This window comes from Erythrobacter sp. SN6-5, assembly GCF_057364945.1.
In genome coordinates this window covers 3,111,700-3,134,429 of the sequence record NZ_CP200282.1, presented here as the reverse complement: position 1 = coordinate 3,134,429, position 22,730 = coordinate 3,111,700, and the positions used below count along the sequence as shown (strand labels likewise).

Below are 22,730 nucleotides of genomic sequence, written 5' to 3'. Positions count from 1 at the left end.
TTGGTTTCACCGTCTCATTAGCTCGCGGCAGATGAACCTGTCTTGCCACTTGCCAGCTTTCGTTCGCGATATGCGATGAGCAGCCCCGCAGTAATGATAAGTGGAGCGCCGAGCCACAAATTGGCTGAGGGCGCACTCGCAAAGATCAGCGTGCCATATAGCGTCGCCCACAGCAGCGAGGTGTAGTCCATCACTATGATCACCGCCGCAGAGCCGAAGCGCAGCGATGTGGTGAGCAGGATCTGTCCGAGCGCTCCCGCCGCCGCCATGGCAAAGATGATGGCCCAGGTTTCACCGTCATGCGGTGCGATGACAAATGGCATAAACAGCGCCATGAATGGGGCTGTGATGGCGGTGAACCAGAACACAATCGTCCAGGGATTTTCGCTCTTGTTGAGGTCTTGAATCTGGAACGAAATCAAGGCGACGAGCAAGGCCGCGACTAGGCCAACTGCTGCGCCAATGGGGTCGATCATGCCCGATGCACCCGGCTGAACGATCACCAGCACTCCGGCAAAGCCAAGGATCACCGCGCCCCAGCGATATTTGCCCACTGTCTCACCAAACAGGATCACGGACATCATCACCGCGAAAAACGGTGTGGTGAAGCTGATCGCGGTTGCTTCTGCCAGCGGCAATAATGTCACCGCGCCATAAACGCAGAACATGCCAGTAAGCCCGGCAATAGCGCGGCGGATATGGGCGCCCATTCGTTTGGTCTTGGTCTGTGTAAGCCGCCCAGTCGCCCATAGAATGGCGGCCACCGCGATAAAGGTCAGCGCCTGACGCCAAAATATAAGCTCGGCCAGATGCACGCCTTTTTCACTGGCCAGCTTCACCAGCATCGCCATGGTTGCCAGTGCTGCTGCTGCTAGCAAGCGCACTCCAAGAGCAAGCATCGGGCGAGGGCGGGCAATCGAACCATCCATAGGGCCTGCGTGTAAGCGGATCGCCGCGTTTCACAAGCGTAGCATTGCCATGAAGCGCACCGCGGCTATAGCCGCGCCCGCTATGATGGAGTTTGTACACGATCTGCTGTTCGCCAGCGATGCGCTGATCCTCGCGCTTACGGGCGGTGCATTGATGGTGTTTGCCGGGTTTGCATCGTGGATGGACCGGCGGCGCAGCAAGGAGCGCCCAATCGATCAGCTCGAAAGAGTGGGCTGGGTGCCGTGGACGACCGTATTCGTGCTGTCCGCGATTATGGGCATGGGGCTGCTGACGCTGTCGCTGCCCGTCTTGCTGAATAGCTAGAGAGTTTCGCGGCCCCGAAGAGCCGCGATTACCCGACTACAAACAAGCTTCCAAATACGCCTGGTCAAAGCCGTACTGACGCGCTTTTTCAAGCGTGTAAGGACGCAGGCCAGAGGCGCGGAATTCGCCCAGGATCTTGCCGTCTTCGCTCTCGTCGAGATACTCGAACTTGAACAGGTTCTGGGTCACGATCACATCGCCTTCCATCCCGATAACCTCGGTGATGTCGGTGGTGCGACGTGAACCATCACGCAGACGTTTTACCTGAACGATCAGGTCGACCGATTCGGCGATCTGAGTGGAGATCGCTTGTTTCGGGATCTTGATGTCGCCCATCAAAATCATGTTTTCCATACGGCCCAGGCACTCACGTGGTGAGTTGGCGTGAAGCGTACACATAGAGCCATCGTGGCCGGTGTTCATGGCGGCGAGAAGGTCGAAACATTCAGCGCCACGAATCTCACCCAGGATGATGCGATCTGGGCGCATACGCAGGGCGTTCTTAACAAGGTCGCCGATGGTAATCGCGCCTTGACCTTCAAGGTTAGGCGGGCGAGTTTCCAGCGGCAGCCAGTGTGGCTGTTGCAAGCGAAGCTCGGCAGCATCCTCAATGGTCAGCACGCGCTCACCCGGGTCGATCATTTTCGACAGGGCGTTGAGCATGGTGGTTTTACCCGAACCCGTACCGCCAGAGATCACGATGTTCATCCGGCATGCACCAGCGATTTTCAACGCCGTACACATCTTCTCATCCATCGAACCGAAGTCCTTGAGCATGTCCAAGGTGATTGGCTTCTCGGAGAACTTACGAATGGAGATTGCGGTGCCTTTGAGGCTCAAAGGCGGCACGATCACGTTAACACGTGAGCCATCTTTCAAGCGAGCATCGGCCAGCGGCGTGGTTTGGTCGACGCGGCGGCCAACCTGGTTCACGATGCGCTGAGCAATCTGGAATAGGTGCTGTTCATCGCGGAACCGGATCGGTGCAATGGTCAGCTTACCGCCTTTTTCAATATAGGTCTGATCAGGGCCGTTGACCATGATATCAGACACGTCTGGATCGTTCAGCAGCTCTTCGAGCGGGCCGAAGCCGAGCAGCTCGTCGATCAGAACTTTTTCCAGCGCGAATTGCTCGCGGCGGTTCAGTGTGACCTTAAGTTCGGCCAACACTTCCATGATAATAGGGCGGAATTCTTCCGACAGCTCTTCTTTGGAAAGCGTCGCGGCCGCTTCTGGGTCGACACGTTCCAGCAGGCGCGGAAGCACTTGTTCTTTGATTTTGTGAACGCTGGCTTCAAAACCGCCAGCTTCGCCTGGACCATCGTTGATGCTTGCGGCCCGCTCTGCGAGCCGGTTCATTGCATCTTCGGTGGCATTGCCAGAACTTACAGGAGCAGCCTTTGGCTCTTCCTTTTTCTCAGGCTCTTCGTCGGGCAGAGGCGGGAATTGCTCACCACCCTGATCCGCGCTTCCGCCCGTTTTCATCGGCCGGGCAACTCCAAACGCGGGACGCCCACCGGCTCCCCCTCCGCCTGCGCCACCTTTTTTACCGAATGCGCTCATTGCAAGCCCCCTAGGCTCAAAAACATACACTGCAGATCAACGTAAGATAACGAAGACTGCCTCTCTCAAAATGGTGAATAGTCTGGAAACCTTATTTTTTCCCTAAGGTTGACGATGCAAAAAATGATCTATGTTGCAGCGCCTGGCTCAGGGGATTTCCCGATATTCAAAATGAAGTTGGCCACCGGCTTTGTCGCGGCCCAAATTACGGCGACCATGACCAAGGCAACATAGCCATCGACCGCATAGTGATAGGCAAGATGGACAGAGCCGAGCATAATCAAAAGCCAGAAAATGCCGAAGGCAGCCCACAGGCGCTTATCGATCTTCCAGGTGGCGAATACGTACAGAGACGTTAGTGCAACGTGCATGGATGGCATGGCGGTGATCCCGCGGCCAAGGCCGTAATCACCGCTCTTATACCAATCGAGCAGCAATTGCTGGACCTCAATAACTGGGATTGTCTGCACGGCATTGGCGGCATGCAGATAGGCCATTTGCTCAGCGAAGTGATCCCCGCCCAGCAAGGGTTCCAGGAATACCGGACCGACCGAGGCAAGCGAAATCGCTCCAATCATGCCGACAATTGTCCAGGTCAGGAAATAGCCAAGGAAGAAGCGCAAACGCAGCTGCTTATCGGTGACGTAGAGTGCAAAGCACAGCGGACCAATATAGATCAGCGCAAACCAGAAATGATAAAGATAACCCAGCGCGGCCGAGACCTCAGGATAGCCAAGCACAGGTTGCAATAGGCGCCATGGGTCGGTGCCATGAATGGCGATGTCCCAGGCGATAAAGGTCTGGTCCCAGGTGTAGTCATTGAGCAAAGGAATAGCGCTCTTGATACGGCTAAACGCAGGCATCAGCGTGCCAAGCGCGATGATGATACACAGCGCCGGCAATAGACGCGCATAGGCCGGATGGGCGCGGGCGTCCTTTAAGAAAAACCCGACCGGGCTACTTGGGCGATGACGCATCAGCAGCATCGAGAATTCTGCGGCGAGGAACACAATCAATACAAGCGCCAGAAAGCGGCTGTTGAGGATGATTGCGCTGAGCCAATCGACCGTTACACCGACGCTGTTCAAGGTGATATTCGCAAACAAGCAAATTATCAGCGCCAACCCAAGCACTGTTATCTCGGTTCGGCCCACCTTATCTATGAAGACCGCATTGAACTTGCCCAGAATAGGAGGGTTTGAAGCGAGCGAATTAGACATTTTTGGTCTGCTTGGCGTCAATGGTAAGCAGAACCGCGCAGGCGCATAAAATTACGGTGATCGGATATGCGTAATAGAGTGCGCCATCGAGCATGGACATCGTTAGCAAGCCAGCCAACACCCCTATGCAAGGCAGTGCAAGATTAGGGTTTGACGGTGAGTGAATCCAGATTTTTTTCCAGATGACCCAGGCGAAAACGACCAAGCACAATGACCCCAAAAAACCCCAATCAAACAATATTTGAAGTATGGAGTTGTGTGGATGATTAAATATCCCTCTTGCGGTCTCTACGGTAAAGCGAAATTGACCTTGGCCATAGCCTATTACAGGTCTTTCAAAGATCCAATTTGCTGTTTCCAGCCAAATGTTAATTCGTCCTGAGCTGTATTCAGTACCAGATTCTAAAGTGGCTAGGCGGCCGATTATCGATTGCAAGCCCCATTGGGAGCTGGGTGTGAATGTCAGAGAAAGCAACGCTGCGGCAACAAAGCTGGTGGTCGTTTTCAAACAATAGCTCGCGAGGCCGCGGTGACGCTGGTACAAAGCGACAAGAAACACCGAGGCCAAAAGCCCCAAGAAAGCAGCTCGACCGCCACTCCAAAAGATGCACCACGCACCCAAGATCAAAAGCAGGTGAGCAAAGACGGTTTCAGAGCGTTTTTGTGCATTTGCGAGAAGGCCAATTGCGATACCGGCGGTTGCCAAACCATAATATCCGATCTGGCGAACGTTGGAGACCCCTGCACTAAATTGTTTCCAGTTAAAGTCTGGCTTATCAATGACGCTAAGGGCCAAGCTGAAGGCGAGCACAAAATAGATAGCTCCACCTGCGGCAATAGAGGCCAGCAAGTTCCTCTGCATACCGCGCCATGCATTCGAGAACCGTTCGCACAGAACGCCCAGGAACAGCATATGGATAAAGGTCGATAATGCGAATGGACGTGCCATGCCCGGAGCTGCATCAGCAAACACGGTTGACGCAAGGACAACGAAGACAAAGGTGGCGAGTGACAGTTTGCCTGCCAAGCCAAATGCGCCAACAAACTTGCGTAAATCCGCGCCAGACGTAAGCCCTAAGAAAATGACAATTAGCTCAGCGACTATGATCGGAACCGAAAAATGCCGTATTGCCAGAAAGCTGTAATCGACCTGCCAGGTCGTCAATGCGAACACAGGCGCAGCGAGTAGCAGCGCGAAGCAGGCTAGCTTCGCGGCTAATTGAGGTGATAATGCAGGCTCAGTCCCGCGCGGTTCTGACTGCGCAGCAGCGGGCGCAGCTGCGCCGCCTTTTCCCTCATTTAGATCCATTATCAGCCCTTCTTCGCGAAGCGTACAGTTCATGGCCAATAATGGTTAATTTTCCTTCAACCCTACCGATTGCTCAGAGTGATTTTGGATGCCAAAGAAACCCAGGTTTGAGCGGTTTTCTCGTATCATTTTCCAGGCCCAATACGCTTCGAAGATGTGAGTGTGCGTGACTAGTCATGACGCCATCACTTTGGCGGTATAGACGAGGCAATGGGGGTTTGGTTTGCCTGACTGAGTGTCTAAAGCATGAGGCATGACACTAAGCGGCTCAGGCAGTTTCAGAAAACCCTTACTGGTATCGGCGATTGTCCTGGTGGTGATGGTCGGCTTTGCGTCCATCCAAAGTTTCTACAGCCTGTCGCGCTATTACTTTGTGAACCACGATGTTTTTGCGGCGCTGGCCATTCTGATCGGTTGGGGCGCTGTGCTGGTTGTGAAGCCGCGTTTCACGCTGCCTGATAATCAGCCCTCACTGCTGAAGGTATGCATTATCGCGGGGTTTGTTTCGGCGCTGCTGTGGGCAGGTACCTATGCGGTGATGTTCAACTATCCCGTGTCCCGCGACGAGCACATGGCCGTGTTTGACAGCGGGATTTTTGCCAAGGGATTGCTGGCTGAGCCTTTGCCTGAGCATTGGGCGGGATTTGCGGACAGTTTTGCTGCTTCATTTCTGCTCGAAACCCCTGATCAATCGCTGATGGTGTCGAGCTATCTGCCTGTAAATGCCGCGATCAGGGGCGGGGTGAGCCTAATTGTTGATCCAGCGCTCACGGGTCCGATCTTGGCGGCGATTGGCTGCTGCGCACTCTATTTCTGCGCGCGTCATTTGCTGCCAGAGATGCCAAGTGCCATCTGGGTGGTGCTGGCCGCTTACCTGCTTTCGGCGCAAGTGTTTGTCACTGCTATGACAGCCTATGCAATGACCGCTCATCTGGCGCTCAATCTCGTCTGGTTGGCGCTGTTCCTGAAGGATCGCTGGTGGAGCCATGGGTTGGCTATGCTGGTAGGCGTTGCGGCCATGGGCCTTCACCAATTTGTGTTTCATCCTCTGTTTGCGGGGCCATTTATTCTGTTGCTCGCATGGCGCAGGCAATGGCTCATGTTCCTCGGCTACGGCGCAGTCTATGCGGCGGGCACACTGCTGTGGATCAGCTGGGGCGCGATTGTCATGAGTTGGGCTGGGATTGACCCAGGCGCGGGGCTAGCTGGATCTGGCGGGTTGGCTGATTTCGTGTCGGAGCGAATTCTGCCATTGATAGTGAATGGCCACCCGCATGGCTTCGCGTTGATGGTGTTTAACCTGCTTCGCACGCTGACCTGGAACGCTGTTTTTGTGCTGCCGCTGATGGGCTGTGCGTGGGTATTGGTGCGGCGCAGAGACCCCGCTGAGACGCCCATCGTGCTGGCGCTATTTGGTGGCATCATCCTCACCATCCTCGCGATGGCGGTGCTGCTGCCATATCAGGGGCACGGATGGGGCTATCGCTATCTACACGGGCTGTTGGGCAGTGCGGCTTTACTGGCAGGTTATGGCTACCGAGAGATTGCGAAACAGGATCGCAAAGAGGCCGATGGCGCGGTTGTAGTTCTTGGCGCGATCACGGCTTTCATAATGCTTCCGGCCTCGCTGTGGTCGGCATACAATTTCGTAAAGCCGCATGCGGAGCTGCACGCGATCATCACGGACCAGGCAACCGATTTCGTTATCGTCGATAATGTCAGCGTGCCCTTGGCGGTTGATGAGGCGCGCAACCGCGCTGATCTGTCCAACACGCCATTGGTGTTTGCCCGCAGCAAGCTCAGCGACAATCAAATCGCATTACTATGCGAGCGGGGCACGGTGTCTGTTGTAGGGCCTGAGGAAACACAGAGCGTGAATTTGCGCGGGCCAGTGCGAACTGATGGGCTGTTACCAAAAGATCCGTGCAGCGGGGCAAATTAACGCTTTCTTAGCCATAAATCGTCACATCGGGTGGGCTACAGAGGGTCATTTTGCAGGCGGGCGCGCCAATGGGTTCAACCAAGAACCTCAATTGAGCGCGCGTTACTCGGCTTCGATCTTGAGATTTCCTTCTTAAGCGGCTGTTTTATGGATCTCAGGGAAGGTGCCTCGAAATGAATGCGACAAATTTGAACGAGGCCGAGGTCGCCCGTCAAAAGGAACTCTTCGAGGCGATCCATGATCGTTATTCAGAGGCCACCACGGATAAATACGCAGAGGCGTACAAAGAAGAATTCATCTACAACCCGATTCTGGCAGAGCTGGAAAGCGCAAGTTCGCTGATGGAGCTGGCCAGCGGAGTGGGTTCAGCATCCGGTTGGATGAGGGATCACCACCCAGGTTTGGAAATTTCCGGCTGTGATATTTCAGAATCGGCGACCCGCGATTTCACCGCGCGCCATGACCGCCCGTGCTATGTTTGGGATCTGACCAAGCCAATTGAGCCGGAAGAGACCTATGATGCAGTATTGGTTATGGGCGGGATCCACCATCTGGTTGCGGATTTGCCAACGGCCTTTGCCAATATTTCGCGCATGCTCAATCCGGGCGGTAAGCTGATTATGACAGAGCCAAATTCGGACTTCATTCTCGAGCCAATCCGCAAGCTTTGGTACAAGCTCGACACTGACCATTTCGATGCCGAAAATGAGCATGCTTTGTCGCATCCAAAATTGGCGAAAGAGCATGCTGGTTCACTGGTTCCGACCAGCCTCAGATATGTTGGCGGTCCGGCTTACTTTTTGTTGCTGCAAAATTGGGTTTTGCGGGTGCCAAACTGCGCCAAGAAATTTATCGCCCCGGCGCTGATGGTGATGGAGCGGCTCTACCATATGCTGCCAGGCAAGATGCCGTTTTCTACCTTCGTTGCGTGCTGGGAAAAGCCGCTCGACAAATGAGCGCTTCGCTGAGTTCTGATTGTTCCATGGATGAGATGACGCCGCACGACACGGGGCTTAGCCCCTATGCGCAGTGTCCATCCGGCACGCCGGGGGAATGCCGCTTCTCAGCCTTTCCAGAAGTGACCGAGCCCGATGTGCCCGGCCCTTACAATGATTGCAGCGTTTTCCGCTGCGGGCGATGTGGGCATGGCGTATCGCGGCCCGCAATGCCGAATGTCGGCGTCTTGTATGAGGGACGCGAGAGCCAGGATTATCAGGGCAAAGACGGCGCAGTTGCGACATTCATTAAGAAGACGGCATTCCTACGCCAGACCAAGAAATTGATGGCCCAAACTCGCTTTTGCGGCGGTGTGATCGCCGATTTTGGGTGCGGCAGCGGCCTTTATACAAATGCTATTGCTGCCGCCGCACCAGTAGGATCGCAGGTGCATGCGCTCGATTTCTTTGAAGACCCGCCAGAGCTGCTTGAGAATGTGACCTACGTGCCATTTGAGCAAAAAGAGCGTCTGGCCGGATCGGCCGATTTGGTGACGTGCTTTCACGCCGTGGAGCATGATGATAATCCGCAGGCATTCCTGGCAAGGTTGCTCGAAATGCTGAAACCTGGAGGCACTTTGGTGATCGAAGTGCCAAATGCCAATTGCGGCTGGCGCAAGGTGTTTGGCCGCTTTTGGGACAATTGGTATTTGCCCTATCACCGCCTGCATTTCACGCGCGGCTCTTTGCGCGCACTGTTAGAGCAGGCCGGGATGACGGTGCAATCAGAGCATGCCAATCACGTGCCAGTGATGGGGCGTTCGGTCGCTCGGTTATTGGGCCAGCCCAACAGCCTGATCTTTGTCGGATTGTCGGCCGCGCTTCAGCCGCTGCAATGGATTGGTGAGGTGCTGACCGGGGAGCCATCGGCGCTTCGGATCATCGCGCGAAAGCCTAATTGAGCAGAACCCTTGACCGGGTGCTTATTGCCCTTGGCGCGCGCCAAGGGCCCAGCGTGTCGCCAGAAACTGATAGACGAACATGATGATCGTAACGGTAGGCGCTGCGATCCAGATCGATAGTCCCAATCCATCGCTCAGCACGAACAGGATCGCCAGCGTCAGCACCAGGCCCAAGGTTTGCGTGCCGAGGAACCGGCCATAGCCAAGCCATGAGCGACCAGCCTCGAAGGTGTAATCGGCATGCGCTGCATAGGCGAGGCCGCCCACAAGAAAGAAGCAGATGACGGTCGCGATTGCATAGTGAATGCCCAAGGCCTCACCGCCGATCAGAATCACATTGTTTAGCGCAACGCATACCAATCCGACGATTGTGTAGCGCGAAATGGTGCGCAGAAAGGGCAATTGAACGCTCACATCGCTCCTTTCAGGCGCAGCCGGAGGCGCGGCAAGAGGCGCTCAATTAGCCTTGAATAGTGCAGGTAACGCGCAGCGCCCAGTGGGCCTAGCTTGGCCAGTGCCTTTGCCGCGGGCCACAACGCGCTGCCTCCACCGGCAGAGGCCTGAGCCAGCGCAGTGTTGATGCTAACCGAGGCTCGGCTGAGCGGCTCTAGCTCGCGGTCTGCCGAGGCATAGCGCGTGAGAATTTGCTCCAGTTCGCGTTCCATCTCGACCTTGTCTCCGGTCATGGTCAGCGAATTGGCGTGAATGCGGAATGCGGCGCTTGCTTGCGGTTCAAAGACGACTGGCCCCTGCTCGGCGAGCTTCAGCCACAGGTCCCAGTCGGTTGCGTACCACAAGCTATCGTCCATCCCGCCAGCGGCCAGATAGGCATCGCGGCGCCACACCGGGCTGGGCATGGCGATGGAGTTCTGGACCAGCAGACGGTCGAGGTAGGTGCTCCGGTCTTGCTCACCGCGCGGGAAGGGCGGCTGCCATTGGCCGAGCGTCTCACCGCGGCTATCAACGATCTGTGCGCCGGTCAGGTAAAGCGCGGCGTCCGGATGCTCGGCGATCATGCTTCTAATGAGCTCAGCTCGTCCAGGCAGCCAGATATCATCCTGATGCAAGGTGCACACGTGCTCGCTTTGTGCGGCTTCGACCCCGGCATTGGTCTTGCCGGGCCAGCTCGGCATATCAGGCCAATATTCGTAATCTATGTCCAAGCGATCACGGTGGCGGGCGATCGGCGCCTCGCATGGCCCCTCTGGGGTCGAGTCGCGAATAATAACGGCAATGGAGCCTGCTTCGTCAGCCGCCGGGATGCTGGCCAAGGCCGCGTCCAGCCAGTCGCCGCCGCGATGCACAGGCATCACGACTGTCAGCCACGGCTTAGCCACGGGGGATCACCCTTCCTTAGGCGCGAGCTGGCTGTCGTTGCCAGCAATCACTGATAGCAGGAACCCGCCAAAGATGTTTTGCAAGCCTAGCGCGCCAATCGTTGCAGACAGGATCAATGGTAGCGGATTGTCGAGCGCGGCAAATCCGCCTTGGCTCCAATCAATACCAACCGCCGTTAGGCCGCCAATGCCGAGCAGAACCAGCGCGATGCCGGTAATCAGCATGGTTTCCAGCGTTAGCCAACTGGCGTTTTTCTTAAGCACAGGACGCAGCAGGCGATACCCCTTGCTGACCCCGTGAAAGTGTGCCGCGAGCGCCATGATCAAAGCAAAGTGACCGGTTGTGGCGAGGAAACCGCCAACGATGCTCCAGCTGACGCCGAAGAAAGACGGGCCGGAAATCAGGCCAGTGTAATGCGCAAGGCCCGAGCCGAAGATGATGCTGGCGAGCATCAATGCGGCGAGCGCTGGCAGGCCAAACACCCAAGTCGGGCTGAGCATGAAGAGATAGCGCAAATGCCGCCAGCCATCGCGCAGCGGGCGCAGGTGCGGCGCACGGTCGCGCAGATCGGCAGAAAGCGTTGCGGGGATTTCGATCATGCGCACTTTTAGCAGCGCCGCCTTGATCACCATTTCGCTGGCGAATTCCATGCCAGAACCGCTCAGCTTGAGCTGCTCAAAGGTTTCCTTGCGGATGGCCCTCAGCCCACAATGCGCATCTCCGATCCCTGAACGGAACAGGATGTTGAGCACGCCGGTGAGGCCGGGATTGCCGATATGTTTGTTTTTCCAAGGCATCGCGCCGGGTTCGATCCCGCCCTTGAAGCGGTTGCCCATGCACAGGTCATAGCCTTCCTCGAGCTTGGCAACCATCGCCACGCCTTCGGTAAAGTTATAGCTGCCATCGCAGTCGCCCATGACGATATAGCGACCAAACGCCGCCCGGCATCCACCGATCAGCGCCGCGCCATAACCGCGGTCTTCAACATCAACGACGCGCGCGCCCAATTCTGTGGCCATTTTCTGGCTGCCGTCGGTGGAGCCATTGTCGGCAATTACGATCTCGCCAGACAGGCCCAGTTCGGACTGCATCCGGGCCAGCGCATCCAGCGCATTTGCAATGCAATGTTCCAGGCTTTCGGTCTCGTTCAAACACGGCATGACAATCGTCACGTCTGGATCAAGCTCGCGGCCTTCGACAAATGCTGAATATTTGGACTGTGTAAGGTCCATTGGTGCCCCCGATAATTCCTTGGATTGGGCATGGCGAATAATGGTTAATGATTGATCAAGAGCTGAGTATTTGTCGCAAGGATGGTGCGCGCCAAGTGCGGCTGTATTTTGCGGCCCCTTACCAAACGACAATCGCCTTTCCATTCTGGCCATAAGGGCCTAGCGCGGCGGCTTTGTTGGATGAGTGAGGCCTCAGGGCAATGCAGCACGATCAAAGAGCTGGGCTGGCCTACGCGGCGACGGGCTTTGTCATTTTGTCGATTGGCGATGCTGTGATCAAAAGCATGGCGGATGAATGGCCCGCTGTTGCGGTCGCGGCCTTGCGCTTTTCCATCGGGGCATTGGGCCTGTCGGTTCTGCTGTGGCGCAGCGAGGGGGCGAGTGCATTCGTGCCGCAAAAGCCCTGGCTTCAGGCGGCGCGCGGACTGTGTCTGGCCTTGGCGAGCCTGTGTTTCTTTTCAGCGATTTACATCATGCCCTTGGCCGAGGCGATGGCGATCGGTTTTCTCGCGCCGGTGCTCACTCAGGTTCTGGGCGGTCTGATTCTAGGAGAGAAAATTCGTCCTGCTGCATGGGCCGTCTCGGTGATCGCTTTTGCCGGTGTGGTGATGATCTTGCGGCCCAATCTGGCCGAGCTTGGGCTTGGCGCTTTGCTGCCTCTGGTATCGGCGACATTCTTTGCCCTGATGATGGTCGCCAATCGCGCCAGCAGCCAGCCAAGGCAGCGCCTTGTCCATGCAAGTGTTCGTGGCTGGCCTTGCATCCCCGATCCTGATCCTGGCGGCGATCGGAGCAAAATTCTCTGGCATTCCAGAACTCGATTTCGGCTGGCCCAGCTGGGATGTTGCCTTGCGCTGCACTATTGTGGCCATAACCGCCAGCGCCGCCCATTGGCTCGCCTATATTGGCACATCGAAAGCAGGCGCGTCGCAAGTGGCCCCGGCGATTTATGTCCAGATGCTGGTCGCCATTGCGCTGGGCTGGTGGTGGTTCGGCGATGTGCCTGATCTCTTAACATTGGGCGGTGCAGGGATGATAATCGCGGCTGGATTGTTCCTGTGGCGGGACAGCCAAAGCGCGCCCGCGCAAACAGCCAAACGGCCGCACTGAGCAGACAGGCTCTTGAAGCTGAGCCATGACCCGTTACAGGAGCGAGGCAAGCAGCAGATACCGGCCAGATGCATCAATGCTTTTGGCAAGACGATATTCATCCACTGCCGCCTAGTTCCTGCGCCCGGTAGAGCGCGCGATATGGGCCGGGCGCGCCAGCAGGGGTAAGAGACAAAATTATGTGCGGAATCATCGGAATTGTTGGGAATGAGCCGGTCGCTGACCGGTTGGTCGATGGCCTCAAACGCATGGAATATCGCGGCTACGACAGTTCCGGTGTCTGCACCATCGATGATGGTCAGTTGGTGCGCCGCCGTGCCGAAGGCAAGCTGGCCAATCTCGTTGGAGTGTTGAGCGGCGATCCTGCACCCGGCAATGTCGGCATTGCGCACACTCGCTGGGCCACACATGGCGCCCCAACCGCCAGCAATGCACACCCCCATGCCACCGCTGAGGTTGCAATCGTGCACAATGGCATCATCGAGAATTTCAAGGAATTGCGCGCTGAACTTGCAGATGAAGGCCGTGTGTTCGAAAGCGAAACCGACAGTGAAGTCGTCGCGCATCTAGTGTCCTCGCGGATTGAAGCGGGCCTTTCGCCAGAGGACGCGGTCAAAGATGCCTTACCGCGTCTGCGCGGAGCCTTCGCACTGGCGATGACATTCCGCCAGCACCCAGACATGTTGATCGGCGCACGCCTCGGTTCTCCGCTGGTGGTCGGTTACGGGCCAGAGGATGATGATGCAGAAATGTATCTGGGGTCAGATGCGCTTGCGCTGGCCCCGCTGACGCAGCGGATCGCCTATCTCGAAGAGGGCGACTGGGTGGTGATTAAGCGCGACAGTGCGCAGGTCTATAACGTAGAGAATAAGCCCGTTACCCGCGATATCCAAGCATCCGGCGCGACGGCGGCGGCGGTTGAAAAGGGCAATTTCCACCACTTCATGCAGAAAGAGATTTTTGAGCAGCCAACCGTGGTGGCGCAAACGCTCAGCTCTTACCTGCGCCAGGCGGACAACACCGTGGCTCTGCCTCAGCTTGATTTCGACATTTCGAAGATTAAGCGCCTGACCATCGTTGCCTGCGGCACCTCTTTTTACGCCGGTATGGTAGCGAAATATTGGTTTGAGCAATTTGCCCGCGTACCGGTTGATATCGATGTGGCCAGCGAATTTCGCTATCGCAATCCGGTGCTGGAGGAAGGCGGCCTGGCGCTGTTTATCTCGCAAAGCGGGGAAACCGCCGATACGCTCGCGGCTCTGCGCCATTGCAAGGCCGAGGGACAGACTATCGGCGTCGTCGTCAACGTACCGACCAGCTCAATGGCGCGTGAGGCGGACCTGTTGCTGCCGAGCCATGCCGGGCCGGAAATCGGGGTTGCCTCGACCAAGGCCTTCACCTGTCAGCTCGCTGTATTGGCCGCGCTGGCCGCGCATATGGCGGTGAAGAAGGGCCTGATGAGCCGCGAGGAAGAGGCCGAGGTGGTAACCCACCTGCTGGAAGCTCCCGCTGCGCTCAATGAGGCGCTGGATCATGACCAAGACATTGCCAGCATGGCGCATTTGATCGCGCCAGCACGCGATGTGCTTTATCTGGGGCGCGGGCAGGATTATCCGCTTGCCTTAGAGGGTGCGCTAAAACTCAAAGAAATCAGTTATATTCATGCTGAAGGCTATGCCTCGGGTGAGATGAAGCACGGCCCAATCGCGCTCATCGACAAAGACGTTCCGGTGGTGGTGATTGCCCCATCCGGCCCGCTGTTTGAAAAGACGGTCTCCAACATGGAGGAAGTGCGCGCACGCGGCGGGCAAGTGGTGCTGATCTCTGATGCGGAGGGCCTGGCGCAGGCGGGCGAGGGCTGCATCGCCACGATCGAAATGCCGGTTGTTCACCCGCTGATCGCGCCGTTGGTGTACGCCATTCCGGTGCAATTGCTGGCCTATCACGTCGCCGTGGTGAAGGGGACTGACGTTGATCAACCTCGCAATTTGGCCAAATCCGTGACGGTTGAGTGATGGCGGCGGGCGCTGGTGATAGCCAAGACCTCGTAACCATCGAGGGCGGCTGTCATTGCCGCGCCGTCCGCTTCCGAGTGCAATCCGAGCGCGCGCCTAAAATGCTGCGCTGCAATTGCTCGATCTGCGCGGTGTCCGGCTATCTCCACCTGTTCATCCCGCATGGCCGGTTCACCCTTCTATCAGGCGAAGAGGCGCTCACCTCATACCGCTTTGGCTCCGGCGAAGCAGAGCATTTGTTTTGCAAGATTTGCGGTACGAAGAGCTTCTATCAACCTCGCTCTCATCCCGAGGCGTGGAGCGTGCATCTTGCCTGCCTTGACGACAGCAGCGAATTAGCACCCGAAATTCGTCATTTTGATGGCCGAAATTGGGACCGAAGCAAGCTGTAACAAGCGTTTGCAGTTCATAGCGCATCCGGCTCGTCAGGCCGCAATTCTCCCTGAGCTGGCGAGTAATTTACGTCATACTAACCTTTGCTGGATAGCCGCGGGGGTGTGATTGAAGATGATGTCCCTCCGCAGCCTGCCAATCGCCGGTTGTCTATGCTCGCTGTGCTGGGATTAACCGGTGCAGGCGATAATGATTGGGCGCGGCTTCGCGGTCTGCAATATTCGGGATTGTCGGCGCTAACCTTCTTCAGAACTTACATTCATGCGATTATGGGCCTGTTCACGGTCCATATTTACTCGAGCAGCATCAGCCTTGTGTGGCTGGCGTTTTGGCTGGTCGCCTTGGTGCTGCTCCAGATCCGCGGTGTGCGCTTTGACCGCACGCTGGCCGATGCTGAACACCGCAAGCTGTCGCGCAAGGAATTTTACGGACAGGCTCTGACGCCGCTGCTCTCTGGGGTGCTGTGGGCGGTTCCGGTCCTGGTGTTTGCGCCATATGGTTCGCTGCCAGACCTGATGACGCTGCTCGTGGTGCTGGCGACATTGGCGGCGGCCTCAATCTATTTTTACGCTGCCGCTCCGCTCGGGATCTTCGTCTTTACGCTGACGGTCGGCGTGGCAGCGGTCACGCATCTGGCGCTGCAAGAGCTGTGGACGGTTGCGCTGGCAGGCGCGTTTTACGGCATTAGCTGCCTGTTTGGCACGATCGAGGTGGCGCGCACCTATCTGACTGCACGGATCGCGGAAAGCAGCGTTGCTGAAAAAGAGCAGGTCGTCTCCTTGTTGCTGCGCGAGTTTGAGGAAAACGAGGCCGATTGGTTGTGGGAGGTCGATACCGCGCGGCGTCTGCGCGGTGTTAGCCCGCGTTTCGCCTATGCACTTGGCTGTCCGCAGTCGGAGGCGGAGCGCCGCCCATTGCTCGAATTGATCGCTGGTGACAGTTGGGAAAGCGGCAAGTTTCCCACCAGCCTGCATGATTTGGCAGAGCGGCTGAAGCATTGCGAGAATTTCTCCAACCTTCTGGTTCATGTGACGATCCGGGGTGAGAAGCGCTGGTGGGAGCTGTCTGGCACGCCAATGCGCGACGATCAGAACCGCTTCGTTGGTTTTCGCGGGGTTGGCTCCGATGTGACTGAGGCGCGCGCTTCGTCAGAGAAAATCGCTTACTTGGCGCGCTATGACACGCTCACCTCTTTGCCCAACCGCTTACAGTTGACCGAGGCGCTGGGCGATGCGCTGGTCTTTGCTGAACAATGGCGCACACGCTGCGCGCTGCTGATGGTGGATCTCGACCGGTTTAAGTCGGTGAACGATTCGCTCGGCCATATGGTTGGTGACAAGTTGCTGGCGCAGGTGTCCGCGCGTCTGCAGGCCCTAATGGGTCAGGATCAGATGTGCGGCCGTTTGGGCGGCGATGAATTTGCGATTGTGCTGCGCGATGTCAGCGATCGTGAAATTATTCGCACAACAGCCAACCGCGTGATTGAGGCGCTGACAGAACCGTATCAGGTCGATCAGCACACGCTCTATGTCGGCGCCAGCGTCGGGTCAGCGGTGGGCCCGCGCGACGGCAAGTCGGTCGAAGAACTGATGCGCAATGCTGACCTTGCGCTCTATCGCGCGAAAGACGCCGGCGGCGGCGAGCACTTTGACTTTGAGCCTGTGCTCCATGCCTCTGCCGAAGAACGCCGCCAGCTTGAGGTAAGCCTGCGCAAAGCGCTCGACCGTGATGAGATGGTGCTGCACTATCAGCCGGTCGTCGATGCCAACAGCGAGAACATCGTCAGTTTTGAGGCTCTGGTTCGCTGGGACAGCGCCGATCATGGGTTTGTCAGCCCGGGTAAGTTCATCCCGCTGGCTGAGGAAACACGCCTGATCGTGCCGATAGGCAAGTGGGTCCTGCGCGAGGCATGCCGTGAGGCGTGCAATTGGCCCAAGCATGTGCGGGTCAATGTGAACGTATCGCCTGAGCAATTGCTGGAGCCGGACTTCTATGAGGATGTTGTCGCGGTTCTTGCCGAGACGGGGCTGCACGCAGACCGGCTCGAGGTCGAGGTGACCGAGAGCATCTTCCTGCGTGATGCCTCGATTGCTCGCAAGGCTCTGGAGCAAATCATGGCGTTGGGCTGCAGCGTTGCGCTCGATGACTTTGGCACGGGCTACTCATCGCTGGGATACATCCGCAAGCTCAGCTTCTCCACCATCAAAGTCGACCGCACCTTTGTGCAAGGTGCGGCGCAAAACAGCTCCGAAAGCTTGGCGATCATCAATGCCGTGGTGGCGATGGCGAAAAGCCTCGATATGACGACGACGGCGGAAGGCGTTGAGACCATTGAGGAAGCGAAGCTCATTCGCGAGATGGGCTGTGACAAGATCCAGGGGTTCTACTTTGGCCGCCCAATGCCGAAGCACGAGGCGCTGCGCCTGTTCGATGCAAGCGGTGGCAGCGGCGAACGCCAGATCGCCTAAGCGGTTTTAGGTGCCTGACTCTAAACGAGCGCGGCGATAGCGCTTTCAAAAAGAAAACGACCATCGGTGCCGCCTTGGGTGTCTTCAACCGCGCGCTCTGGGTGCGGCATCATGCCCAACACATTGCCGCCTGCGCTGAGGACACCAGCGATATCGCGGCGTGAGCCATTGCAGGGTTCTGTATAGCGAAACGCAACCCGGCCATCGCCTTCGATCCGGTCGAGCGTTTCTTCATCAGCGAAGTAATTGCCATCGTGATGCGCCACGGGAATGTGGACGGTGCCTTTGCCAGCATAGGCGCGGGTAAAGGTCGACTGCGTGTTCTCCGCGATCAGCGGCACGGTGCGACAGATGAAATTCTGGCTGGCGTTGCGCATCAGTGCGCCGGGCAAGAGGCCGCTCTCGGTCAGCACCTGAAAGCCGTTGCACACGCCCAGTACGGGCACGCCGCGCGTCGCCGCGGCAATCACACTGCGCATGATCGGGCTGTTTGCGGCCATCGCGCCAGAGCGCAGATAGTCGCCATAGGAAAACCCGCCGGGCAAGGCGATAAAGTCGAGATTGTCAGGCAGCTCTGCATCACCGTGCCACACGCGGATCGGTGCGGCGCCCGATACGAGTTCCAAAGCGCAGGCCATATCCCGGTCGCAATTGGAGCCGGGGAAAGTGATCACAGCGGCGCGGAAACCCATCAGGCCGCTCCTGCTGTTTCCAGCTTCTCAATCGTGAAGTTCTCGATCACCATATTCGCGAGCAGTTTTTCACACATCGAATTGAGCGCTTCGTCGCTGGTGCCGTCGGCCACGTCCATTTCGATCATCCGGCCAATGCGGACATCTTCGACCCCTTCAAAGCCCATGCCATCTAGCGAATGGTGCACGGCGCGGCCCTGTGGGTCGAGCACTCCGGGTTTAAGGCGGACGAGAATACGGACTTTCATGGGCGGCTCACCTGATTACGCGCGTGGATGGGCGATGTGACCGCAGCCTATAGCGCAGCCGCATGTAGGTGCAATCATTGCAGGGCGGCTTGCCCACTATCGTGAGTGCCTTTGTTGGCAGGTTGAAGGCGCCGTTACGGCGCGATTCTACCGGGTGGTTCGGCGTCCTCATGTACGACCAGCACTTCGACCGCCTCATCAGCCCCGAGGTACTTTGCAGCCGCCGCCTGAATATCAGCCGGTGTGATGGCTTTCAGAGCATCGGGCGCATCGAGGAAACGCTGCAAGCGGCCAGACTGACTTTGCGCGTTGTCCGCCAGCCCCATCCAACCGCCGAGCGATTTCAGTGCATTGTCATAGCCTTCCAGCATCGGCTGACGCGCACGGTCGATGAAATCCAGCTCCAGCGGTGCTGCGGCGAGTTCGCTTAGCATGGTGCGGATCGCCGCGCGGGTTGGCTCCAGCTCAGCAAAATCGACCGACGCCGTCACACTGAAAGTGCCATAACCTTCGTAAATGCGACTGGTTGAACTGCCAGCAGACGGGGAATAGGCCTTGCCCAATTCTTCGCGCAGCCGCTCCTGCAATTGGATGCGCACCACGCGGCTCAGAAGGGACAGCCGCAGCGCCTCGGACAGGTCGCTGTCATCGGTTGTCGGCCAGACCATGCGGACCAGCGCTTGGTCGGTTTCACCAGTATGGGTGAGCGTATGCAGGCCGCGTATTTGCGTGAAGCTGCGCTTGCGAGCTTCAGCGCGTGACTGGAATTCAGCCTCACGCGGCGGCAAAGCGCCCAGGGTGCTGGCCACCGCTGCGATTGCTGCGTCCGGATCAAAATCGCCCACCAGCGCAATTTCAATCGCGCCGCTTTCCAGGCGGTCGCCAATATCCGCTTTCAACTGGGCGAAACTGCGTGAGAGAAACGCCTCTTGCGGCTGCAGGCTGAAACGCGGATCGCCATCAGACAAAATTCCGCCCAACCGATTGCTCAGCGAACGGCCGGGTGTCGCATCCAGATTGGCAAAGTAATTCTCGATATTCTTGGCATAGCGCTCTTCGCCTTCGCGTCGGTAACCCGGATCGGTTAGCGCAGCGGCGAGCAATTGCATCTGTAGTTGCAGATCGCGCGGCGTGGTGCTGCCCGACATGCGGAATGCGTCCGCGCTTGATCCGATATTGAAGCCGACGCTGCGTCCGGCGAGCACGCTTTGCAATTCGTCTTGGCTGTGCTGGCCAAGGCCGCCGGTTGCCAGCACGCTGACCATTGCAGTGCGCAGCGGATCGTCTGCTGTGTCGAGCAAGGTGCCGCCATCCAGGCTGACGCGGTAACTCACGCGGTCCTTGCGAATATCGGTTGTTTTCAGGTTCAGCCGCACGCCATTGGCAAACTGGATCAGGCGGAAATCGAACCGATCATCGACTGTGTCGGAGACGATCTCTCCTGGGGCGCCAAAATCACTGTAGGCAAAGCTCAGCTCGCCAGCGTCTTCGGGCGCAGCGATTGGTGCTGCCATACCTTCGGCAAGGGCTGCGCGAAGGGCCTCTTCGCCGCCCTCAGGTGCGCTGCGCCCTTGGAACCGGATCAGCAGATCCTTAAAGCCGAGCGTGTCTAGGAACAGTGCAACGCCCACTCGCTCTTGCGTTATATGCGGCAAAAGCGCTTCAAACCGCTCCAGCCGGTATTGGGGATCGGTGGGAATGCGTTCAGAGCCTACCAGTCGCAAGGCAGCGCTGGCGAAGGCACCATTGCCGCGCGTATCAGAGGATGCCACGCCGTTTTCCAGCGCCGTGCGTATATTTGCGATCTGTTCATTAATCTCGGCCTGGGTGAAGCCAAATTCAATGGCCTGACGCACTTCGCGCAAGGCCGCAATCATGCCTTTGCGCCATTCCCCATCGGCGCTGCTGATGGAAAGGCTGGTAGAGCGCGCGTCTTCAAACAGATCGCTGCTGTTGAACCCCGCACCGCGAAACGGCGCATTTTCACCGCGTGCGAGGCGGGACAATCGACGCCCGATAATCTGGTAGCCGATGCTCCGTAGCAGAGCGATATCGCGATTTTCAGTGGTATCAGGCCGATCTTCCCACTCAGAAAAATTGGTCAGGGTCACGCTCTCTGACAGAGCGGGGTCGGTGTAGATGTCCACCTCTGATGGTCGTTCAATTGCGACCGGACCGGTGACGGGTTCGGTCGGGGCTGGCCCGCCTTGCCAATTGGCGAACACCTCGCGCACCTTGGCCTCCATCATTGCCGCGGGAAAATCGCCTACGATCACGACGACGGTGTTGGCGGGTACATAAGTGCGTTCATAAAAGCCGCGCAGATCATCCGCGCTGGCATTTTCAAGCACATCGAGCGTCCCAATCGGTAAGCGGTCCACAAATCGCGCGCCGGGGGCAAAGAACGCCAACTGATCTTCTGTTGCCTTTTGCTGGAAGCCGCGCCGGTCGCGCCGCTCCGCCAAGATAACGCCGCGCTCGCGGTCCACGGCATCCTGCGCAATGGTCAACTCGCTCGCGGTTTCGCGCATCAGCATCAATGCTGTGTCGAGCAGGTCTTCCTCGTTCTTGGGCAGATTGAGCATATAGGTGGTGGTCTCAAACCCGGTCGAGGCATTGGTGTCCGCGCCAAAGGCTAGGCCCTTGCGCTCCAGCAATTTGATCATCTCGCCTTCGGGAATATTGGTCGATCCGTTGAAGGCCATATGCTCAATGAAGTGCGCAAGGCCGCGCTCGCTGTCGGTCTCATCGAGTGAGCCAGAGCCGATCTGCATCCGCACCAAAGCGGTGCCTTCGGGCGTGGAGTTTTCTCGGATGATATAGCGCATGCCGTTGTCCAGCACGCCGAATACAAATCCAGGATCGACGGGAACGTCGCTGGTTTCGAACGCCCAATGAGTGTCTTGGGCCTCAGCTGTGTCAGCTGTTATTTCTGCTTGCGATGCAGTGTCTTGCGCAGCAAGCGCCTGAACCAGAACAAGGTTGGGAAGCGCAAGCAGCGCTCCTGCGATGAGCGCGCGTGAGGTGAGATTCATATGCTGAAGGTGTGCCCTGTAATCATTTAATGATGGCTTCTTAGCGCATTGAAACTGAACGTGGCATTTTAATCGGCGCCGCAGGCGCCTCGTGCGCGCCCGCAGCGGTTCGGGCTTGCCCGTAAACCGCGAGGAAATCGCATGCCCGGATGGGCGCGCGGAAAGCCAAACGCTTACTTTTTTGGTGAGGTTTTGCCGCGCAGCCGGTTGCGATGGCTCGACAGGTCCAGAACTTCGCCAGGGCCATTGTCTTCGTCCTGCAACAGACCCAGACGCCGGGCAACCTCGCGGTAAGCGTCCTCTTCGCCGCCCAGATCGCGGCGGAAGCGGTCCTTATCCAGCTTCTCACCTGTCTTCATGTCCCACAGGCGGCAGCCATCCGGGCTGACTTCATCGGCCAGAATGACGCGGCTGAAATCACCATCGAACAGGCGGCCAAATTCCAGTTTGAAATCGACCAGGCGAATGTCGATCCCAGCGAACATCCCGCATAGGAAATCATTCACACGGATCGCCATGGACGACATGTCGTGCATCTCTTCGATGCTGGCCCAGTTGAAGCACGCAATGTGTTCCTCTGAGATCAGCGGATCGCCCAGCGCATCATCCTTGTAATAATACTCGATCAAGGTGTGCGGCAGTGGTTCGCCTTCTTCCAGGCCCAAACGCTTACAAATCGAACCGGCGGCGACATTGCGCACCACAACTTCGATTGGGATGATTTCGACCTGACGCACCAATTGCTCGCGCATGTTCAGGCGGCGGATGAAATGCGTTGGAATGCCGATATGGGCAAGCCGGGTGAAAACATGCTCGCTGATGCGATTGTTGATCACGCCTTTGCCGTTGATGCTGCCCTTTTTCTCCGCATTGAATGCGGTCGCATCATCCTTGAAATATTGGATAATTGTGCCCGGTTCTGGACCCTCATAAAGGATCTTGGCCTTGCCTTCATAGATTTGGCGGCGACGGGTCATGCTGGGCCTCCTGGCTCGCGGGGATAAACCGCTGCTT

General features: G+C 57.5%; 19 protein-coding genes and 1 pseudogene. 9 read left to right on the top strand and 11 right to left on the bottom strand.

All coding sequences use genetic code 11. From position 1 onward, the window contains the following. Positions 1–17: 17 nt before the first annotated feature. Positions 18–929: a DMT family transporter gene (locus AC0V6Z_RS15760; RefSeq protein ID WP_486176508.1), complete on the bottom strand. Its 912-nt coding sequence runs from the start codon at positions 927–929 to the stop codon at positions 18–20. 49 nt (positions 930–978) lie between these two features. Between AC0V6Z_RS15760 and AC0V6Z_RS15755 the strand changes: the two genes are divergently transcribed. Next, positions 979–1,254, top strand: a complete 276-nt coding sequence (locus AC0V6Z_RS15755; RefSeq protein WP_472639338.1) for a hypothetical protein — start codon at positions 979–981, stop codon at positions 1,252–1,254. 36 nt (positions 1,255–1,290) lie between these two features. Here the strand turns inward: AC0V6Z_RS15755 and AC0V6Z_RS15750 are convergent, their stop codons facing one another. From AC0V6Z_RS15750 to AC0V6Z_RS15740, 3 genes are all read right to left on the bottom strand, one after another. Further along, positions 1,291–2,817, bottom strand: coding sequence for a TadA family conjugal transfer-associated ATPase (locus AC0V6Z_RS15750; protein ID WP_472639337.1), 1,527 nt, complete (start codon positions 2,815–2,817; stop codon positions 1,291–1,293). 128 nt (positions 2,818–2,945) lie between these two features. Beyond that, complete coding sequence (locus AC0V6Z_RS15745; protein WP_472639336.1) at positions 2,946–4,037, bottom strand: phosphatase PAP2 family protein; 1,092 nt, start codon at positions 4,035–4,037, stop codon at positions 2,946–2,948. After that, complete coding sequence (locus AC0V6Z_RS15740; protein ID WP_472639335.1) at positions 4,030–5,346, bottom strand: O-antigen ligase family protein; 1,317 nt, start codon at positions 5,344–5,346, stop codon at positions 4,030–4,032. Before AC0V6Z_RS15740 ends, AC0V6Z_RS15745 begins: the two co-directional genes overlap by 8 nt. Positions 5,347–5,599: 253 nt before the next feature. Between AC0V6Z_RS15740 and AC0V6Z_RS15735 the strand changes: the two genes are divergently transcribed. From AC0V6Z_RS15735 to AC0V6Z_RS15725, 3 genes are all read left to right on the top strand, one after another. After that, positions 5,600–7,288: a hypothetical protein gene (locus AC0V6Z_RS15735; RefSeq protein WP_472639334.1), complete on the top strand. Its 1,689-nt coding sequence runs from the start codon at positions 5,600–5,602 to the stop codon at positions 7,286–7,288. Between the two features lie 173 nt (positions 7,289–7,461). Next, positions 7,462–8,244, top strand: coding sequence for a class I SAM-dependent methyltransferase (locus tag AC0V6Z_RS15730; RefSeq protein WP_472639333.1), 783 nt, complete (start codon positions 7,462–7,464; stop codon positions 8,242–8,244). After that, the gene (locus AC0V6Z_RS15725; RefSeq protein WP_472639332.1) at positions 8,241–9,185 is read left to right on the top strand and encodes a class I SAM-dependent methyltransferase; all 945 of its coding nucleotides are present in this window, start codon (positions 8,241–8,243) and stop codon (positions 9,183–9,185) included. The genes AC0V6Z_RS15730 and AC0V6Z_RS15725 overlap by 4 nt, the downstream gene beginning before the upstream one ends. Before the next feature lie 21 nt (positions 9,186–9,206). Here the strand turns inward: AC0V6Z_RS15725 and AC0V6Z_RS15720 are convergent, their stop codons facing one another. The 3 genes from AC0V6Z_RS15720 to AC0V6Z_RS15710 are packed head-to-tail and all read right to left on the bottom strand — an operon-like array spanning position 9,207 to position 11,755. Then, on the bottom strand, positions 9,207–9,599 hold the full coding sequence (locus AC0V6Z_RS15720) for a GtrA family protein (protein ID WP_472639331.1): 393 nt from the start codon (positions 9,597–9,599) through the stop codon (positions 9,207–9,209). After that, a complete protein-coding gene (locus AC0V6Z_RS15715) occupies positions 9,596–10,522 on the bottom strand; it encodes a glycosyltransferase family 2 protein (RefSeq protein ID WP_472639330.1) in 927 nt (308 codons plus the stop codon). The genes AC0V6Z_RS15720 and AC0V6Z_RS15715 overlap by 4 nt, the downstream gene beginning before the upstream one ends. A 6-nt stretch (positions 10,523–10,528) precedes the next feature. Continuing rightward, entirely contained in the window at positions 10,529–11,755 is a 1,227-nt protein-coding gene (locus tag AC0V6Z_RS15710; protein ID WP_472639329.1) for a glycosyltransferase family 2 protein, read from the bottom strand. A gap of 200 nt (positions 11,756–11,955) precedes the next feature. On the opposite strand from AC0V6Z_RS15710, the pseudogene AC0V6Z_RS15705 reads away from it, so the two are divergent. The 5 genes and pseudogenes from AC0V6Z_RS15705 to AC0V6Z_RS15685 all read left to right on the top strand — a co-directional run. Next, positions 11,956–12,312: pseudogene (locus tag AC0V6Z_RS15705) on the top strand (EamA family transporter); the annotation flags it as partial. A gap of 178 nt (positions 12,313–12,490) precedes the next feature. After that, positions 12,491–12,865, top strand: a complete 375-nt coding sequence (locus AC0V6Z_RS15700) for an EamA family transporter (protein ID WP_472639328.1) — start codon at positions 12,491–12,493, stop codon at positions 12,863–12,865. Positions 12,866–13,044: 179 nt separating this feature from the next. Beyond that, positions 13,045–14,880, top strand: coding sequence for a glutamine--fructose-6-phosphate transaminase (isomerizing) (glmS, locus tag AC0V6Z_RS15695; protein ID WP_472639327.1), 1,836 nt, complete (start codon positions 13,045–13,047; stop codon positions 14,878–14,880). After that, positions 14,880–15,272 (top strand): GFA family protein, encoded by a 393-nt coding sequence (locus AC0V6Z_RS15690; RefSeq protein WP_472639326.1) that lies wholly within the window; start codon positions 14,880–14,882, stop codon positions 15,270–15,272. The genes glmS and AC0V6Z_RS15690 overlap by 1 nt, the downstream gene beginning before the upstream one ends. A gap of 105 nt (positions 15,273–15,377) precedes the next feature. Then, positions 15,378–17,741 (top strand): putative bifunctional diguanylate cyclase/phosphodiesterase, encoded by a 2,364-nt coding sequence (locus tag AC0V6Z_RS15685; protein ID WP_472639325.1) that lies wholly within the window; start codon positions 15,378–15,380, stop codon positions 17,739–17,741. Between the two features lie 20 nt (positions 17,742–17,761). On the opposite strand, the gene purQ is transcribed toward AC0V6Z_RS15685, so the two are convergent. The 4 genes from purQ to purC form a co-directional block, all read right to left on the bottom strand. Then, positions 17,762–18,433 (bottom strand): phosphoribosylformylglycinamidine synthase subunit PurQ, encoded by a 672-nt coding sequence (gene purQ / locus AC0V6Z_RS15680; RefSeq protein ID WP_472639324.1) that lies wholly within the window; start codon positions 18,431–18,433, stop codon positions 17,762–17,764. Beyond that, the gene (purS, locus tag AC0V6Z_RS15675) at positions 18,433–18,681 is read right to left on the bottom strand and encodes a phosphoribosylformylglycinamidine synthase subunit PurS (RefSeq protein ID WP_472639323.1); all 249 of its coding nucleotides are present in this window, start codon (positions 18,679–18,681) and stop codon (positions 18,433–18,435) included. Before purS ends, purQ begins: the two co-directional genes overlap by 1 nt. 134 nt (positions 18,682–18,815) lie before the next feature. Then, complete coding sequence (locus tag AC0V6Z_RS15670) at positions 18,816–21,716, bottom strand: M16 family metallopeptidase (RefSeq protein WP_472639322.1); 2,901 nt, start codon at positions 21,714–21,716, stop codon at positions 18,816–18,818. 173 nt (positions 21,717–21,889) lie between these two features. Beyond that, positions 21,890–22,693 carry a phosphoribosylaminoimidazolesuccinocarboxamide synthase gene (gene purC, locus AC0V6Z_RS15665; protein ID WP_472639321.1) on the bottom strand — a complete coding sequence of 268 codons (804 nt, stop codon included), beginning with the start codon at positions 22,691–22,693 and terminating at the stop codon, positions 21,890–21,892. Between the last annotated feature and the right edge of the window lie 37 nt (positions 22,694–22,730).

Excerpts from the sequence above, each read along its gene's own strand:
- AC0V6Z_RS15760 (WP_486176508.1), bottom strand. The coding sequence starts at position 929 with ATGGATGGTTCGATTGCCCGCCCTCGCCCGATGCTTGCTCTTGGAGTG.
- AC0V6Z_RS15755 (WP_472639338.1), top strand. The coding sequence starts at position 979 with ATGAAGCGCACCGCGGCTATAGCCGCGCCCGCTATGATGGAGTTTGTA.
- AC0V6Z_RS15750 (WP_472639337.1), bottom strand. The coding sequence starts at position 2,817 with ATGAGCGCATTCGGTAAAAAAGGTGGCGCAGGCGGAGGGGGAGCCGGT.
- AC0V6Z_RS15745 (WP_472639336.1), bottom strand. The coding sequence starts at position 4,037 with ATGTCTAATTCGCTCGCTTCAAACCCTCCTATTCTGGGCAAGTTCAAT.
- AC0V6Z_RS15740 (WP_472639335.1), bottom strand. The coding sequence starts at position 5,346 with ATGGATCTAAATGAGGGAAAAGGCGGCGCAGCTGCGCCCGCTGCTGCG.
- AC0V6Z_RS15735 (WP_472639334.1), top strand. The coding sequence starts at position 5,600 with ATGACACTAAGCGGCTCAGGCAGTTTCAGAAAACCCTTACTGGTATCG.
- AC0V6Z_RS15730 (WP_472639333.1), top strand. The coding sequence starts at position 7,462 with ATGAATGCGACAAATTTGAACGAGGCCGAGGTCGCCCGTCAAAAGGAA.
- AC0V6Z_RS15725 (WP_472639332.1), top strand. The coding sequence starts at position 8,241 with ATGAGCGCTTCGCTGAGTTCTGATTGTTCCATGGATGAGATGACGCCG.
- AC0V6Z_RS15710 (WP_472639329.1), bottom strand. The coding sequence starts at position 11,755 with ATGGACCTTACACAGTCCAAATATTCAGCATTTGTCGAAGGCCGCGAG.
- AC0V6Z_RS15700 (WP_472639328.1), top strand. The coding sequence starts at position 12,491 with ATGCAAGTGTTCGTGGCTGGCCTTGCATCCCCGATCCTGATCCTGGCG.
- glmS (WP_472639327.1), top strand. The coding sequence starts at position 13,045 with ATGTGCGGAATCATCGGAATTGTTGGGAATGAGCCGGTCGCTGACCGG.
- AC0V6Z_RS15690 (WP_472639326.1), top strand. The coding sequence starts at position 14,880 with ATGGCGGCGGGCGCTGGTGATAGCCAAGACCTCGTAACCATCGAGGGC.
- purQ (WP_472639324.1), bottom strand. The coding sequence starts at position 18,433 with ATGGGTTTCCGCGCCGCTGTGATCACTTTCCCCGGCTCCAATTGCGAC.
- purS (WP_472639323.1), bottom strand. The coding sequence starts at position 18,681 with ATGAAAGTCCGTATTCTCGTCCGCCTTAAACCCGGAGTGCTCGACCCA.
- AC0V6Z_RS15670 (WP_472639322.1), bottom strand. The coding sequence starts at position 21,716 with ATGAATCTCACCTCACGCGCGCTCATCGCAGGAGCGCTGCTTGCGCTT.
- purC (WP_472639321.1), bottom strand. The coding sequence starts at position 22,693 with ATGACCCGTCGCCGCCAAATCTATGAAGGCAAGGCCAAGATCCTTTAT.